Origin of the sequence: Pyxidicoccus sp. MSG2 (assembly GCF_026626705.1) — a bacterium.
Taxonomy (GTDB): domain Bacteria; phylum Myxococcota; class Myxococcia; order Myxococcales; family Myxococcaceae; genus Myxococcus.
Genome location: NZ_JAPNKC010000001.1, coordinates 278342 through 293272 on the forward strand (window position 1 = coordinate 278342; position 14931 = coordinate 293272).

The window sequence follows — 14931 nt, forward strand, 5'->3', positions numbered from 1 at the left end:
CGCCCCACCGTCTCGCGCGACGCGGGGGCGGCTTGAAACACGGCGACCCTACAATGCGCTCCATCAGACAGATGGACGCCCACCTCCCTGCTCGACTTCCAGGCGCCGCTGGCATGCACAGCCTGGGAAACAGCCGATTCTATTCGCGCTTCCCCTGCCTGCCCGCACGCGGGAGCCCGGCGGGCCACGACTCCCGGTCCTTTCCTTGCGGTCAACGCATGCACAACGTCGCCTCGGCGCGTGTAAGCGCGGAGGACGACGGTTGCGGGACACTGCCATCCAGCTCAGCCTCGGCGCGCAACCTCCCGGCGATGGACATCTCCACCCGTGCCCGGAGTCGCTGGTGACGCCCCCGGCGGGAAAGAACTGGCGCCATCTGCTGTCCAGTGAGCATGCCCGCCAAGGCGACACAGGCACTCCACCCATTCCCGGGAAGGGAAGGGTACACCTCCCCGGGCAGACTGCGTGGGTGCTGACGAGCACCGAGGAGAAGACAGCGTGACTCCGGACCACCTCTCCCCTGCCCTCCCCCGCCTCGGCTTCGAGTGGCCCGAAGGCCCGGACTTCATCGAGGAGTTGCACAACGAGTGGCTCATCACCAACGGCCGCGGCGGCTACGCGTCCGGCACGCTGGTGGGCTGCAACACGCGCCGCTACCACGGCCTGTTCATCCCCACCCTGGAGAAGCGCGGCCGCACGGTGCTGCTGGCCCGGCTGGTGGAGCACGCGGACGTGGGCGGGAAGACGTACCGGCTCGACTCCGAGGAGCGCGCGGACGGCACCACGCACGAGGACGGGGCGCTGCACCTGCGAAGCTTCCACCTCGACGGCCTGGTTCCCGTCTGGGAGTACCAGCTCGGCCCGGCGCGCCTGCGGCGCAAGCTGTTGATGACGCACGGCGAGAACACCGTCTTCATCGCCTGGGAGCACGTTTCCGGGCCGGAAGTCTCCCTGCGGCTGCGCCCCTTCCCCGTGGACCGTCCGCACGACAGGCCCATTCCCTCCCGCCACCTCGAGGCCACCGTCGTCCTCAGGGGCTCGCAGGTGGAGCTGCGGATTGCGAACGACGTGCCGCCCGTGCGCCTTCGAATGTACGGCAGCCACGCCTCGCCCTTCGTGGGCCTGGAGCAGACGTCCGCCGTGCAGCTGTACCGCGTGGAGAAGGCACGGGGGTATGAGCACACGGAGGTGCAGCACTCCCCGGGCTACTTCGATTGCAGGGTGGCGCCGGGCGAGACGCTCGCGCTGGGCATCACCACGGACGCCGTGAGCTGCCTGGAGCGCGACCCGACCGAGGTCTTCGCGCTGGAGCTGGAGCGTGAGCGACGGCTCATCGCTCGCGCACCACCCGCCGCACGGACCGGAGTGCCCGCGCGGCTGGTGCTGGCAGCAGACCCGTTCATCATCGCCCCGATGCGCTCCGCGGACGACGCGTGGGCGCGCTCCATGGGCCAGGACGCGCGCAGCGTCATCGCCGGCTACCACTGGTTCACCGACTGGGGCCGGGACACGATGATTTCGCTCGACGGCCTGACGCTGTGCACGGGCCGCTTCCACGAGGCGGCCGCCATCCTCCGCACCTTCCAGCACTACGTGCGCGACGGCCTCATCCCCAACTACTTCCCCGACGGCGAGAGCGAGGGCGTCTACCACACGGCCGATGCGACGCTGTGGTTCTTCCACGCGGTGGACCGGTACCTGGCGTCCACGAAGGACGAGGTGCTGCTGCGCGACATCTTCCCCACGCTGCGCTCCATCATCGAGCACCACCAGCAGGGCACGCGCTTCAACATCGGCGTGGACCCGGCGGACGGGCTGCTCCGGCAGGGCGCGGACGGCTACCAGCTCACGTGGATGGACGCGAAGGTGGATGGCTGGGTGGTGACGCCACGGCGGGGCAAGGCGGTGGAGATCAACGCCCTGTGGTTCAACGCCCTGCGGCTGATGGCCACCTGGGCGGAGCGGCTGGGACACGACGCGCGGCCCTACCTCGCGGCGGCGGAGAAGGCCCACGGCAGCTTCAACCGCCGCTTCTGGAACGAGAAGCTCCAGTGTCTCTTCGACGTGGTGGACGGCGAGCATGCGAAGGAGGACACGGCCATCCGCCCCAACCAGGTGTTCGCCATCTCCCTGACGCACCCGGTGCTGCACCGCGAGCGATGGGAACCCGTGCTGGAGGTGGTGCGGCGCGACCTGGTGACGCCGGTGGGCCTGCGCAGCCTGGCGCCGGGGCATCCGGACTACAAGGAGAACTACGACGGTGATCTACGCGCGCGGGACGCGGCGTACCACCAGGGCACAGTGTGGGGCTGGCTCATCGGCCACTACGTGGACGCGACGTTGAAGGTGAACCCGGACGTCCAGGCGGCGCGCGCGCTACTTCGAGGCCTGGAGGAGCACCTGCTGCACACAGGCATCGGGCAGATCAGCGAAATCTTCGACGCCACCGCGCCCTTCCGGCCGCGCGGCTGCATCGCCCAGGCGTGGAGCGTGGCCGAGGCGCTGCGCGTGTTCACGAAGACGCATGTGACGTGAGCGGCGGGCCGCGCCTCACCGCGTGGGCCGCCTCTACGTCGTCACGGCGCAAGTCCGGGCGGCGCGGATTCGGGCGCCGGCACCTCGGCCTCGCGCCGGGCTCGGCGCCGGGGAAGGAAGGGAATCCACTGCCCCCGGCGCGCCGCGTAGACCAGGAGCAGCACGCCCGCGGTGGTGCACAGCAACACCGCCACGCCGCCCGCCTCCGCGCCGAAGGAGCCTCCCGTCCAGGCCGCGGGCCCCTCCGTCCGGCTCTCCAGCAACGAGGCCACGTCCGTGCCCGAGACGGCGACACCGAAGAGCGCGCCCTGGGTCCAGTTCCAGGCGACGTGCACGCCGGTGGCGAACCACAGCGAGCGGGTCAGCATGTACGCCGCAGCCAGGAGCACGCCCGCCTCCAGGGCAATCGCCAGCGTGGCGAACCAGGTGGCATTCGGATTCATGCCGTGGACGAGGCCGAAGAACGCGCTGCTGATGACCAGCGCCGAGGCCGAGCCCAGCCACTCCTCCAGCAGCCGGAAGGCGATGCCCCGGAAGGCCACCTCCTCGAAGAAGCCCGCCGCCGTGAAGATGGCCGCCCACCAGAGCGCATCCCGGGCCTCGTCCTGGAAGGTCTCCGGAGGGCCTTCCACCAGGTGGTACCAGCCGGCCAGCGCCAGGATGCCGACCACCGTGCTGAGCAACGCCAGGCCCAGCAGCAGGCCCCTGCCGAAGTCACGCACCGCGCGGTGCCGCCCCAGCCCCAATTGCGCGAGCGTGCGACGGCCGAGGCCCCACTCCACCAGCCACATCGCCAGCAGGACCCCGGTGGCGTTGAACACCGAGAAGAGCAGGACGCCGGGGTTGCCGGGCAGATGCCGCTTCAGCCCGAGGAGCTGACCGAGCCCATGCAGCAGCAGCGCGAGCGCCACCGAGAGCACGACGCAGAGCACGAGCCGCGTGAAGGGATGTTGGAGGACACGGCGGAAGGTGGACGGTGAATCCATGAGCGCGGGTGCTTCCGTGGCGGGGCGTTCCGCCGATGCTCGCACGCGGCCCGGGCGCCGTCACTCCAGCCAGGCCCGGGAGCGGTGCGGCACCATGCTGTTCGGAAATGTCGGGACATTTCCCGCCGCAAGACCCCCGACATTTCCGAACAGGGCGCCCTCCGGCCCGCTCTGCGTCAGGCGATGGCGCGCACCACGCCGCCGTCCACGCGCAGCGCCGCGCCGTTGATGCCGGAGGACTTCGGGCTGCACACGAAGGCCACCAGCGCGGCAATCTCCTCCGGCCGCTCGAAGCGCTGGAGCAGCGAGGAGGGCCGCGCGTTCTTGAAGAAGTCGCGCTCCACCGTGGCCACGTCCACGCCCTGCTGGCGCGACAGGTTCGCCAGGAAGCCCTCCACGCCCTCCGAGCGCGTGGGGCCGGGGAGGATGGAGTTCACCGTGACGTTCGTCCCCGCCGTGCCCTCGGCGATGCCACGGGCCAGCGCAATCTGCGCCGTCTTGGTGACGCCGTAGTGGACCATCTCCACCGGAATCTGGATGCCGGACTCGCTGGAGATGAAGAGGATGCGGCCCCAGTTCTTCTCGCGCATGCCCTTGAGGTAGTGGCGGCTGAGCCGCACGCCACTCATCACATTCACTTCGAAGATGCTGAACCAGTCCTCGTCGGTGATTTCCTCGAAGGGGTGCGGCGCGAACGCGCCCAGGTTGTTCACCAGGATGTCCACGCGGGGCACCTCCTTGAGCATCCGGGCCACACCTTCCCGCGTCCCCAGGTCGCCCGCGACGCCGCGCAGCTTCGCGCCCGGCTGCTTCCCGCGGATTTCCTTCAGCGCCGCGTCCACGCGCTCCTGCGTGCGGCCGTTGACGATGACCTCCGCGCCCTCGTGGGCCAGGGCCTCCGCGATGGCCAGGCCGATGCCCGCCGTGGAGCCACTCACCAGCGCAACCTTGTCCTTCAGTTCCAGGTCCATGCGTTCCACTCCCGAAGTTGGCCGCACCCTCTAACGGGGCCTAGGGCCGGGCGCACGCCTCCCGTGCGGAAGGACGCAGCCTGTCCTGGAAGCTCCGGGCGCGCACGCCGCTTTCACCGCGAGTGTCCGCTCCCCGGCCCGGGCCTGGAGTGCGGTGCGTCCGCGCGCGTGGCGACACATTCGCCGCTGGCCTCCGGCGCCCTCCCCTGCTCTATGTTCCGCCGCCATGGCGAAACCCCAGTACTGGCTCATCAAGAGCGAGCCCTCTGTCTACCCGTACGCCCAACTGGAGAAGGACGGGAAGACGCAGTGGACCGGAGTGCGCAACTACGAGGCGCGCAACAACCTGCGGGCGATGAAGCCCGGCGACCTGTGCCTCTATTACCACTCGAACGAGGGCAAGGCCGTGGTGGCCGTGGCGAAGGTGCTCGCCGCCGCCGGCCCGGACCCCACCGCGCCGGGCGAGGACTGGGCCTCCGTGGACGTGGGCCCCGCCGTCGCGCTGAAGCAACCCGTGGACCTGGCGACCTTCAAGGCCACGCCCGCGCTGAAGGACTGCCAGCTCCTCACCCGCAGCCGCATCAGCGTGGTGCCCGTCACCGCGGAGCACTTCAAGCTCATCCTGAAGATGGGGAAGACCGCGCTTCCGAAGTAGCCCGTGCCGACGGGGGCCGCAGCAGCGTCACCTGGGGCCCCTTGAAGGTGTGCCGCTGCACCAGTCCCCAGTAAAGCCCCAGCAGCACCAGCGCGCCGGCGAAGGTGTAGCCGGCGAGCTGGTTGGGCGGCAGCACGAAGAGCACCATGATGACGGCGCACCAGGCGAGCGCCACCGCGTTGACCCAGGGCGACGCGCGGCCCAGATCCCAAGGACCCTGGTGGGCCCACGTCCCGGAGCGGCGCGCCCGCCAGCCCACCCAGATGGGCAGCGCATATGACGCGTAGAGCGCCAGCGTGCTCAGCGCCACCATGGCCGCGTACGCCTGCGCCCACAGCGCCACGACGAAGGCGGCCACGACGGACACCCACACCGCCACGGACGGACTCCTGAAGCGCGGCGACACGTGCTTCAGCCACCGCGAGCCGGGCAGCCCGTTGTCCCGCGCGAAGGCGAACAGCATGCGCGAGTTGGACGTCACCGACGACAGCCCACAGAACCACATGGCGCCAATGGCCACCCACACCAGCGCGCCACCGATGGCCGGGCCCAGCGCGTTCGTCAGCACGTACAGGAACGGATTGGGTGCGGCGACGGCGGCGGGCAAATCGTGGATGGCCAGCGTCACCGCGCCCAGCAGCACGTAGCCCACCACGGCGCTGACGGCCACGGACAGGAAGATGCCCCAGGGCGCGTTGCGCGTGGGGTCTCTCGTCTCCTCGGAGATGTGGGCGCTGGCGTCGTAGCCGGTGAAGGTCCACTGCGCCTGCAAGAGGCCGATGAGGAAGCCGTACGCGTACCAGGAGGGGCTCTCCGCGCTGACTCGGGTGAGGAGGAAGGCGGCGTCCTGCCTCGGCGCCAGCGCGGCGAGCGCGCCGATGAGCACCGCCACGCCAACGAGGTGGTACCAGGCGGAGAAGTCGTTGAGCCACGCCACCACGCGCACGCCCACGTGGTTGAGCACCGCGTGGGAGACGAGGATGGCGGCGTACAGCGGCAGCACGTCCCCGCGCTCGCGGGACAGGCCGAGCATGTCCGCGAGGAACTCAGCCAGCCCGTAGTCGATGCCGGCGGTAATCGCGAACTGGCCCACCGTGTTGAGCCACGCGGTGAAGAAGCCCACCCGGGGCCCGCCGAGCATGGCGGACCAGTGGTAGAGCGCGCCCGCCGTGGGGAAGGACGAGGCGAGCTGCGCGAGGCTCGCCGCCACCGCGAGCGTCATCACCGCCACCAGCGGCCAGCCCACGCCCATGACGAAGGGCCCGCCGAAGCGCAGCCCGTGGCCATACAGCGTCACCGCGCCGGTGAGGATGGAGATGATGGAGAAGGAGACGGCGAAGTTGGAGAAGCCGCCCATGTCGCGCAGCAACTGCTGCGCGTACCCCAGCCGCTGGAGCTGGGCGGCATCCTCCTCGAGCTGGCGCTCACGGTCCGGAGTGGTGGCCATGGCGCGCGAGGATACGCGGGCCCGGGGGTGAGACCTTGGAGGGGACAGCCTCCCGGGCCCGCGTCTGTCCGGAACGCTACGGCTTGCGAGGCGGCGGCGGGGTACCCGGGCGCGCCTCTCCCGCCTCCCCGGGAGCGTCCCGGCGAATCTCGATGCGCTTCTCGACGCGCATGGGCCCCATCTCCGCCTCCAGCTTCTGCCAGAGGTCCGGCCCCAGCAGCTTCTTGATCTGCACCATCAGCGACAGGCGGTTGCGGCGCACCGCCGTCTCCGCGCGGCCCACCTCCTCGGACTGGGTGAGGATGGCGCGCTCGTCCGGCGTGGGCGCGCTCAGCAGGCGCTCCAGCCGGAGCTGGGCGCGCTTCAGGTCCGCTTCGAGGGGAATCAGCGCATCGTTGGACTCGAAGGAGAGGTCCTTGATCTTCTGCGCCACGTCGCGCGGCACGCCCAGCTTCTCCACCAGGTGCGGGGGGATGCCGTTGGCGGCCATGGGCAGCGGGCCCAGCGGCATCGCCGAAGGCCCTCCCTTGAGCACCAGCGTCCTGTGCCCGCCAGGCCCGGGAGTCTGGACGACCACGTCCTCGTCGTCCGCCTGCGCCCGGGCCAGCGCGGGTGCCGCCAGCAGCAGTGCGGCCACGGTGGTGCTCCACAGCTTCGAAACGCGGGTCTTCATCGCTTCACTCCTGAGGATAGAGAGTCAAGACCGCCGTTCGGAACGGCGGGGTTTCCAGCGCGCGGGAGTCGGGAGGGCGCAGCCACGCGGCGAGCGTTCCGTAGGACCGGTACGCCTCGTCGTGGACCACCAGGTCGCGGCGCGTGTAGCCGCGCACCTCGCCCATCAGGTTCATCAGGGAGCCCCGCCCCGCGAGCACGGCACGGGCGGGGGCCTCCTCGGAAAACACATCCTCACGAGGCTGGCCCGTCATGCCCAGCTCGGCCCGGGGCGCGGGCACCTCGTCGGAATATTCGGGAGCCGTCCCCTCATCCAGCACCGGCACGGAGGGGCGCGTCCACAGCACCAGCCCGGCCAGGCACAGGGACGCCACGGCCCCGGCGGCGGCGCGGCGGCGGATGACACGGCGGCGCACCTCGCCCAGCACGGCGTCGCGGGGAATGGGGGGCAGCGCTGGAGGCGACGGCAGGTGCAGCGCGGAGGCGGAGGCGTGGAGGGCGGCCAGGGCCCGGCACTCGGCGCAGGTCTCCAGGTGGGCCCGCAGCTCGGGGGAGCGGCCTTCCTCCATGAGGGCGGCGGCCGCGTCGTGGCATCTCATGGGGTGTCTCCTTCCAGGGCGTCGGCGGCCTTCAGCTTCTTGAGGGCGCGGTAGAGGTGGATGCGGACGGTGCCCCGGCCAATGCGCATGGCTCCGGCGATGGAGTCCAAATCCAGTCCCTCCAGGTAGCGGAGGGTGAAGGCGGTGGCCTGCTGCGCGGGGAGCGTCCGCAGCGCGCGGCCGAAGCTGCGCCAGCGCTCGGCACCGGCGAAGTGCTCTTCCGGGGAGAGGTCATGTGAAGGCCCGAAGTCGAGCGCCTCGCGCACGAGCGTCCACACCCGGCGCCGGCGCAGGTGGCCCATGGCGCGGGACACCAGGATGCTGCGCAGCCACGCGGGGCCGGCCTTCACGTCCCGCAGGGCGTGGCGCTTCTCGTACGCGTCCGCCAGGGTGGCCTGCACCAGGTCCCTCGCCTCCTCCCCGTCCCAGACCAGCCTCCGGGCGAGGCGCAGCAGCCCGCCCTGCTCCGCCTCCAGGAGCGCGTCGAAGTCCCGCGCGGCCGTGGCGCGCGGCGGGCTCGTCGGCTCGTCCAGGATGGCGGTGCCCTTCACGGTGAAACGACCTCCCATCGACTTCCACGCGAATGAGGACGCACGGGCGGGGAAACCGGCATACTCGAATCCGTGAGTGCCCCTGAAATCCGCCGCATTCCCGCCGTGGAGACCCGTCCCCTCCGCCACGCCGTGCTCCGCCCCCACCAGTCGCCCAACATGGTCGTCTACCCCGGGGATGAGGACCTCGACACCGTCCACCTGGGCGCGTATGCGGCCAGCCGCCTCGTGGGGGTGGCCTCCGTCTACCGGGAGCCGCCACCGGACGCCCTTCGCACCACCACGGCGTGGCGCCTGCGGGGCATGGCGGTGGACCCCACCCTGCGGGGCTCCGGCCATGGCGCCGCCCTCCTGCGGGCCTGCATGGAGCACGCCCGGGGCCAGGGCGGCACCCTGGCATGGTGCAACGCCCGCGCGACGGCCACGGGCTTCTACCGCTCGCTCGGCTTCTCGCAGAAGGGGGACGCTTTCGAGCTTCCCGGCATCGGACTGCATCTCTTCATGTGGCGGACCCTGGAGTCTTCTCGATGACCATCCCCGACCTGGAGGCAGTGCGCGTCGCCATCGAGAACATCGACGAGGAAATCCTCGATGCCCTCCGGCGGCGCATGGACCTGGCGGACGACGTGGCGCGGACGAAGCTGGCCGCGGCGGCGCCCTTCCGAGACCAGCGCCGCGAGGACCTGCTCCTGCGCCGCATCCGCACCCGCGCCGCCGAGCACGGGTTGGACCCGCACGAGGTGGAGCGCATCTGGCGCCTGTTCATCGACATGTCGGTGGCGCGGCAGCAGGCGCTCGTCACCCGGCTGGACACCACGCCTCTGCGCGTGGGCTACCCGGGCGTCGAGGGCTCCTACAGCCACCTGGCCGCGCGAGAGCGCTACGCGAAGCGGCCCGGTGGCGTGCTGCTCACGGGCTTCGACGCGTCCCGCGAGGTCATGGAGGCCCTGCGCCGCGGCGAGCAGGACCTGGTGCTGCTGCCCATTGAAAACACCACCGCGGGCAGCATGAACGAGACGTATGACCTGCTCGCCGAGGGCGGCGTGGTCATCACCGCGGAACTGGTGAGCCAGGTGGACCACCGGCTGCTGGGGCTGCCGGGCGCGAAGCTGGAGTCGCTGCGCGAGGTGCTCTCCCACCCGCAGGCGCTGGCCCAGTGCGCGACGTTCCTGCGCGCGAAGGTGCCCTGGGCGCGGGCGGTGCCGGACGCGGACACGGGCGGCGCGGCGCAGAAGGTGCGCGAGCGCAATGACCCGACGGTGGCGGCCATCGCCAGCGAGACGGCGGCACAGCGCTTCGGGCTGGAGGTGCTCGCCCGAGACCTGCAGCCCGGGTCGGACTACACGCGCTTCGTGGAGGTGGGCCGCGAGGCCACGCCGCTGGCGCCGGGCGTGCCGTGCAAGACGTCGCTGCTGATGGTGCTGGAGCACAAGCCGGGGACGCTGGGGGAGATGCTGCAGCGGCTCACCCTGCGCGGCGTCAACGTGAGCAAGCTGGAGTCGCGCCCCATTCCGGGCCAGCCGTGGCAGTACCGCTTCTACCTGGACGTGGAGGGCCACGCGGCCTCGGCGCCGCTGATGGCGGCCCTGGACGACATCCGCCCGCTGACCTCGTCCCTGCGCGTGCTGGGCACGTACCCGCGCGCGGAGGGCCCCCATGGCTGAGCCGAAACGCCGCATCGCCTTCCAGGGAGAGCACGGCGCCTACGGCGAGGAAGCCGTGCGCGCGCTGCACGGCCCGCAGGTGGAGTCCGTCCCCGTCCTCACCTTCCGCGCCGTCTTCGAGTCCGTGGCGGAAGGACGCGTGCAGGGCGGCGTGGTGCCGGTGGAGAGCAGCCTCGGCGGCCCCGTCGCGGAGAACGTGGACCTGCTGCTGGAGCACGACCTGCAGATTACGGGCGAGCTGTCGCTGCGCATCCGCCACTGCCTGCTCGCGCCGCCGGGGCGGACGCTGGACGGAATCGAGCGGGTGCTGTCGCATCCGCAGGCGCTGGCGCAGTGCGCGGGCTACCTGCGCAGGCGCGGCATCCTCCCGCTGCCGGAGACGAACACCGCCATCGCCGCGCGCCGGGTGGCCGAGGAGGCCCCGCCCCGCACGGCGGCCATCGCCAGCCGGATGGCGGCGGAGCTGTACGGGCTGGCGGTGCTGGACGTGGGCGTGGAGGACTCGCCGGACAACCACACGCGCTTCGTCACCCTGGGCCCGGCGCCCGAGCGCACGTGGACGCGGCGGAAGACGGCGCTGGCCTTCACGGTGGAGAACACGGCCGGCGCACTGTACCGGGTGCTGAGCGCCTTCTCCTCGCGCGGGCTCAACGTGGCGCGGCTGGAGTCCCGGCCGCAGCGCCGCGCATGGGAATACGTCTGGTGCATGGACGTGGACGGCGCGCTGGAGGAACCGCGGGTGCGCGAGGCGGTGGAGGCCGCCCAGGGCGCCTGCATCACCCTGCGGGTGCTCGGCAGCTACGGCGTGGCGTGACGCCCCAGGCTTCGGGGCCGCACGGCCGTGCCCTTCAGCAAACGGTCGGCGTGCCTTCGCCACCGCCCTTCAGGGCGGCGACGGTGCGGCGTGGGCCCCACTCGCGTGAGGCCTCACGCCCGTGAGGCTCAGGACGCGGCGGGCTTGCTGCCGTCGCCGTTCTTCACGGCGGCCACGTACGCGTCGCGGATGATGCGCGTGTAGTTCTGGAGCGCGGGGAGCTGCTCCAGGCGCAGGGCCTGCGGGCCGTCACACAGGGCGGCCTCCGGATGCGGGTGGAAGTCCACCAACACCATGGACGCACCGGCGATGAGCCCCTGGCCGATGGCGTGGAAGATGTCCGGCAGCCCGTCCGGCGAAGCGGCCGCCTGGCCGACGGCGTGCGAGGGGTCCACGCACACGGGCATGCGCGTGAGCCGCCGCACCACCGGCACGTGGGCGAAGTCCACCATGTTGCGGTGCGGGTCGCCCAGGTGCGTCTTCACGCCGCGGAGGCAGAAGACGATCTTCGGGTTGCCTTCGCTCGCCACGTACTCGCACGCGTTGAGGGACTCCTCGAGCGTGATGCCCATGCCGCGCTTGAAGAGCACGGGGAAGGTGCGCTGCTGCCCGATGCTCTTGAGCAGCTCGAAGTTCTGCGCGTTGCGCGTGCCCACCTGGAGCATGACACCGGTGGCGTTGCCCGAGCGCTCCAGCGCGTCGCGAATCTCGTCGATGTGGCGCGGGTGCGTCACCTCCATCGCGATGACCTTGATGCCGTGCTTGCCGGCGGATTCGAATACCCACGGGAGACACGCGGCGCCCAGGCCCTGGAACTCGTAGGGGTTGGTGCGGGGCTTGTACGCGCCCATGCGCGTGGTCTTGATGCCGCACTTCGCGAGCGCGGCCATCATCGTGTCGACGTTCTCCCGGTTGTCCACGGCGCACAGACCCGCGAACAGCTGCACCGACTTCTCGTCGAAGGTGACGCCGTTGTAGTCGAAGCCAGACGAGGCCACCTGGCCCTTGTGCCGGCCGATGACGCGGTACTTCTGCGACACCCGGACGACCTGGCGAACGCCCGGAATCTGCTCGAAGGGCTCGGTGGGGACCTGCGCGGTGGAGCCGAGCAGATACACCTCGGTGACCGTGTACTCGGCGCCCTCCATGACATGCGCCCGAGGGGTCACTCCCTTGTACTGCGAAGCGACCTTGAGGACGGCGGACACGACGGACTCAGGCGAGTCCGGTTCGAGCATGACGATCATCTTTTGATTCTCCCGCGCGGCGTTGTCGTACCTGCCGTGAAGAATAACGCATCAGGCCGCGCGGGGTGTAACACCCCAGAAGGGGCCGTCGCGTCCACATGTCCAGACTGACACCCCGGGCCCCCTTCGTGAGGCTCCGTCGGACGCGTGGGGCGCTCGGCCTCCTGCCCGCCCGCTCAGCCCCCGACGGGGCGCAGGCGGCTGGCCATCTGGGCGTAGTGGTCCCGCTGGGAGGTGTCCCCCAGGTGCTCCCAGACGTCCGCCAGGGCCTTGGCGGCCTCGACGTAGGCGGGGGACAGCTCCAGGGCCAGCTCGAAGACGTGGCGGGCCTGCCGGTAGCGCGCCTTGTCCGGACGGCGGGAGCCTCGCGTCAGGAGCGCGTTGCCCAGCGAATAGACTTCCACGGCGACGGCCTCGCGGTAGCCGGGCTCCGGGTTGAGCTGCACGGCGCGCTGCATGAGCTGGGCGGCGGCCTCGGGCTCCCCCAGCTCGAGCTGGCAGAGGGCCGCGTCGCGGTGCGGGTCGGCCGCGTTCGGGTCCACTTCGATGGCGTGCTCGAAGCAGGCCAGCGCTTCCTGCGTGCGGCCCAGCTCGGCCAGGGCCGAGCCCTTGGCGGTGAGCGCCGGGACGTGCTTCGGGTCCACGGCGAGGACCTTGTCGAACGCGAGGATGGCGGCCTCGTGGTTGCCGGACATGGAGAGCTTGACGCCCTCGTTGAACGCCGCGAACAGCAACTTTGACATCGTGCCCCCAAAGCAGTGTTGGCTCGGACCGCGCGCACTGCGGCCATCTGGGAGCCTGTCACCGTGGGAGAAGGAGGGGAATGGTGTCCGTCGGGACGGCCTTGCTTCCCACTGATGGAAACCATTGGTCCATCAATCACGCAGACCGGCCTGGGGGGCTTCCGCCGGGATGCCCTCCCCTCCTTCCAGCTCGGGAATCCTGGAGGGGCTGGCCGCCGACCGGATACGTGCGTGAACGGCGTCGTACCTGAGCTCGAAGTCGGGCTCGGAGGTGCCGAAGAGCCTGTCCCAGAGGGTCGTGAGCCCGCCAAAGTTGCGGTCGGCAAGTTCATGGTGCCGGTCATGGTATGTGGGGGAGACCAGGAGCCGTGTCAGCGGATTCCGGTGCCACCACCAGGGCAGGAGTTCATGACCGCAGTGGATCATCAGGTTCTGGAGCATTCCGAGCACGCTGATGGCCAGGAGCGCGTGGACATGGAAGTCCATGGCGACGAGCAGCACCAGCGTGAAGCCGCTGGTCACCAGCGCCTCCAGGGGATGGAACGACAGAGCGGACAGCGCGTTCGGTGTCCGGGACACGTGGTGGACCTGGTGGAAGCGGTAACGCCAGCCGGTATGCATCCACCGGTGGAACCAGTAGTTGCAGAAATCGAACAGCAGGAAGTAGAGCGCGAGCTGGGACAGCAGGAGCGCAAGGCTCACGGGACCTGATCGAAACCGGATAAACCCTCGCTCGTGAAGCCCCTCGATGAGGAGCCGCACCAGTCCCGCCGAGAGGAACGCCAGGATCGCGAAGACGAGCTCGTGACGCCACACGGACCAGCGAGCACCCTGCTCCTGGATGCGCCTCCGCCACATCCAGGAACCGAGCACCCCGTGAAGAAGCAGCAGGGTCAGCGCAGCGAACAGCAACGGCTGCACGATGGCGCCCGCCAGCACCACGATGACATGACTGAATGGGTGCACGTTCCCTCGTCCTTCCACGAATCCAGCGCCCGGGCCGGAAGACTGCCGCATGCCCTCACGCCGTGGCGGCGGCGTCCCCGGGCGCCGAGTAGAACTGCCGCGCCCAGTGGCGATAGGCGCCGAGGATTCCCTCCGCCCGGGTGAGCGCGGGCGCCTCCACGTAGCGCTTGTTCTCCCAGATGGGGATGTCCTGCCTCAGGTCCGAGATGAACCCCCGGAAGAACAGGCCGAGGATGCGCTCCGTCAGGGCCGGGTCGGCGAAGCGGACGATGCTCGCCGCGAGCCGCAGCGTGACGCGCTCGTCATCCAGCGGCGTCGCCAGGGCGAACTGCCTGGAGCGCACTCCGAAGACGGAGTCCACCGCCTCCACGCATACGTAACCCAGGCCCCACACCTCCACGCGAAAGACGAACTCAGCCCGTCCCGCCGTCCCCAGTGACTCCACGGAGCGGGACGAGGCAAAGGCCGCACGGAGACAGGGACCGTCCAGGCTTGGCGGGTCGACCACTCGCACGGCCTCGTACCCATGCAGCTCCGAGAAGTGCGTCAGGTCGATGCTGTTCTCGGTCACCTCTTGAGGATGGGTCCGCACGTCCACGCGCTCGACGCGCATGGCGGACCACTCCGCAGCGTCCAGCACTGGCACCTCCCACTGCGGGGGACGTCCTTCCGCGTGGTGCCATACCAGCAACAGCCCATTGCGCTCACGCAACGGCCAGGTCCCGATCCGCAGCCCCGCCACCGCGGGGCCGCCTTGAGAGGTGCCAACACAGTGGCCCTGGCCGTCGTAGCGAAAGCCATGAAGAGGACAGCGGAAGCTGTCACCGCAGACGCGGCCGCCCCGCCCCAGGTGCGCCCCCAGGTGGGGGCAGTAGGCATCCAGCGCGAAGGCCGCGCCCGCTTCGGTGCGAAAGAGGACGAGCTCCTGCCCGAAGGCACGGCACGTGAGGCTGCCTCCGGCTGGCAGGTCACCGGATAGTCCCACGGCGAACCAGCCGTTCGGGTACGACGGAAAGGGGTACCTCCGAGACATGCGCACCTCGTCAGCAAGACACACCAGGAGGCCGCCCACCCCGGGTGT

General features: G+C 70.6%; 15 protein-coding genes. 5 read left to right on the plus strand and 10 right to left on the minus strand.

Annotation, left to right across the window (positions count from 1 at the left end):
* The first annotated feature begins 498 nt into the window (after positions 1-498).
* Positions 499-2535, plus strand: coding sequence for an amylo-alpha-1,6-glucosidase (locus OV427_RS01240; protein WP_267854277.1), 2037 nt, complete (start codon positions 499-501; stop codon positions 2533-2535).
* Positions 2536-2576: 41 nt separating this feature from the next.
* Here the strand turns inward: OV427_RS01240 and OV427_RS01245 are convergent, their stop codons facing one another.
* Together OV427_RS01245 and OV427_RS01250 are read right to left on the minus strand one after the other, a co-directional pair.
* Entirely contained in the window at positions 2577-3521 is a 945-nt protein-coding gene (locus tag OV427_RS01245) for a CPBP family intramembrane glutamic endopeptidase (protein ID WP_267854278.1), read from the minus strand.
* 176 nt (positions 3522-3697) lie between these two features.
* Positions 3698-4492 (minus strand): SDR family NAD(P)-dependent oxidoreductase, encoded by a 795-nt coding sequence (locus tag OV427_RS01250; protein ID WP_267854279.1) that lies wholly within the window; start codon positions 4490-4492, stop codon positions 3698-3700.
* A 226-nt stretch (positions 4493-4718) separates the two neighbouring features.
* On the opposite strand from OV427_RS01250, the gene OV427_RS01255 reads away from it, so the two are divergent.
* Positions 4719-5147, plus strand: coding sequence for an EVE domain-containing protein (locus OV427_RS01255; RefSeq protein ID WP_267854280.1), 429 nt, complete (start codon positions 4719-4721; stop codon positions 5145-5147).
* Here the strand turns inward: OV427_RS01255 and OV427_RS01260 are convergent.
* From OV427_RS01260 to OV427_RS01275, 4 genes are all read right to left on the minus strand, one after another.
* Positions 5110-6594 carry an amino acid permease gene (locus tag OV427_RS01260; protein ID WP_267854281.1) on the minus strand — a complete coding sequence of 495 codons (1485 nt, stop codon included), beginning with the start codon at positions 6592-6594 and terminating at the stop codon, positions 5110-5112. The two genes, OV427_RS01255 and OV427_RS01260, sit on opposite strands and share 38 nt — an antisense overlap.
* A 76-nt stretch (positions 6595-6670) precedes the next feature.
* Positions 6671-7267, minus strand: coding sequence for a hypothetical protein (locus OV427_RS01265; protein ID WP_267854282.1), 597 nt, complete (start codon positions 7265-7267; stop codon positions 6671-6673).
* 4 nt (positions 7268-7271) lie between these two features.
* Entirely contained in the window at positions 7272-7865 is a 594-nt protein-coding gene (locus OV427_RS01270; protein ID WP_267854283.1) for a hypothetical protein, read from the minus strand.
* Positions 7862-8434, minus strand: coding sequence for an RNA polymerase sigma factor (locus OV427_RS01275; protein ID WP_267854284.1), 573 nt, complete (start codon positions 8432-8434; stop codon positions 7862-7864). The genes OV427_RS01270 and OV427_RS01275 overlap by 4 nt, the downstream gene beginning before the upstream one ends.
* Before the next feature lie 54 nt (positions 8435-8488).
* Here OV427_RS01275 and OV427_RS01280 point away from each other — a divergent pair, with 54 nt between their 5' ends.
* Genes OV427_RS01280 through pheA form a run of 3 tightly spaced genes read left to right on the plus strand, consistent with a single transcriptional unit; the run spans position 8489 to position 10894 of the window.
* Positions 8489-8947 (plus strand): GNAT family N-acetyltransferase, encoded by a 459-nt coding sequence (locus OV427_RS01280; RefSeq protein ID WP_267854285.1) that lies wholly within the window; start codon positions 8489-8491, stop codon positions 8945-8947.
* Positions 8944-10080 (plus strand): bifunctional chorismate mutase/prephenate dehydratase, encoded by a 1137-nt coding sequence (locus OV427_RS01285; RefSeq protein ID WP_267854286.1) that lies wholly within the window; start codon positions 8944-8946, stop codon positions 10078-10080. Before OV427_RS01280 ends, OV427_RS01285 begins: the two co-directional genes overlap by 4 nt.
* Entirely contained in the window at positions 10073-10894 is an 822-nt protein-coding gene (gene pheA, locus OV427_RS01290; protein ID WP_267854287.1) for a prephenate dehydratase, read from the plus strand. The genes OV427_RS01285 and pheA overlap by 8 nt, the downstream gene beginning before the upstream one ends.
* 128 nt (positions 10895-11022) lie before the next feature.
* On the opposite strand, the gene OV427_RS01295 is transcribed toward pheA, so the two are convergent.
* The 4 genes from OV427_RS01295 to OV427_RS01310 form a co-directional block, all read right to left on the minus strand.
* A complete protein-coding gene (locus OV427_RS01295) occupies positions 11023-12141 on the minus strand; it encodes a 3-deoxy-7-phosphoheptulonate synthase (protein ID WP_267854288.1) in 1119 nt (372 codons plus the stop codon).
* A gap of 176 nt (positions 12142-12317) precedes the next feature.
* Positions 12318-12884: a tetratricopeptide repeat protein gene (locus OV427_RS01300; protein ID WP_267854289.1), complete on the minus strand. Its 567-nt coding sequence runs from the start codon at positions 12882-12884 to the stop codon at positions 12318-12320.
* Positions 12885-13016: 132 nt separating this feature from the next.
* Complete coding sequence (locus OV427_RS01305) at positions 13017-13901, minus strand: sterol desaturase family protein (RefSeq protein ID WP_267854290.1); 885 nt, start codon at positions 13899-13901, stop codon at positions 13017-13019.
* Between the two features lie 4 nt (positions 13902-13905).
* Entirely contained in the window at positions 13906-14883 is a 978-nt protein-coding gene (locus OV427_RS01310; protein WP_267854291.1) for a Rieske 2Fe-2S domain-containing protein, read from the minus strand.
* Positions 14884-14931: the final 48 nt, after the last annotated feature.

Coding starts and splice junctions, on each gene's coding strand:
- OV427_RS01245 (WP_267854278.1), bottom strand. CDS start 3,521: ATGGATTCACCGTCCACCTTCCGCCGTGTCCTCCAACATCCCTTCACG.
- OV427_RS01250 (WP_267854279.1), bottom strand. CDS start 4,492: ATGGACCTGGAACTGAAGGACAAGGTTGCGCTGGTGAGTGGCTCCACG.
- OV427_RS01255 (WP_267854280.1), top strand. CDS start 4,719: ATGGCGAAACCCCAGTACTGGCTCATCAAGAGCGAGCCCTCTGTCTAC.
- OV427_RS01260 (WP_267854281.1), bottom strand. CDS start 6,594: ATGGCCACCACTCCGGACCGTGAGCGCCAGCTCGAGGAGGATGCCGCC.
- OV427_RS01265 (WP_267854282.1), bottom strand. CDS start 7,267: ATGAAGACCCGCGTTTCGAAGCTGTGGAGCACCACCGTGGCCGCACTG.
- OV427_RS01270 (WP_267854283.1), bottom strand. CDS start 7,865: ATGAGATGCCACGACGCGGCCGCCGCCCTCATGGAGGAAGGCCGCTCC.
- OV427_RS01275 (WP_267854284.1), bottom strand. CDS start 8,434: ATGGGAGGTCGTTTCACCGTGAAGGGCACCGCCATCCTGGACGAGCCG.
- OV427_RS01285 (WP_267854286.1), top strand. CDS start 8,944: ATGACCATCCCCGACCTGGAGGCAGTGCGCGTCGCCATCGAGAACATC.
- pheA (WP_267854287.1), top strand. CDS start 10,073: ATGGCTGAGCCGAAACGCCGCATCGCCTTCCAGGGAGAGCACGGCGCC.
- OV427_RS01295 (WP_267854288.1), bottom strand. CDS start 12,141: ATGATCGTCATGCTCGAACCGGACTCGCCTGAGTCCGTCGTGTCCGCC.
- OV427_RS01300 (WP_267854289.1), bottom strand. CDS start 12,884: ATGTCAAAGTTGCTGTTCGCGGCGTTCAACGAGGGCGTCAAGCTCTCC.
- OV427_RS01305 (WP_267854290.1), bottom strand. CDS start 13,901: ATGCGGCAGTCTTCCGGCCCGGGCGCTGGATTCGTGGAAGGACGAGGG.
- OV427_RS01310 (WP_267854291.1), bottom strand. CDS start 14,883: ATGTCTCGGAGGTACCCCTTTCCGTCGTACCCGAACGGCTGGTTCGCC.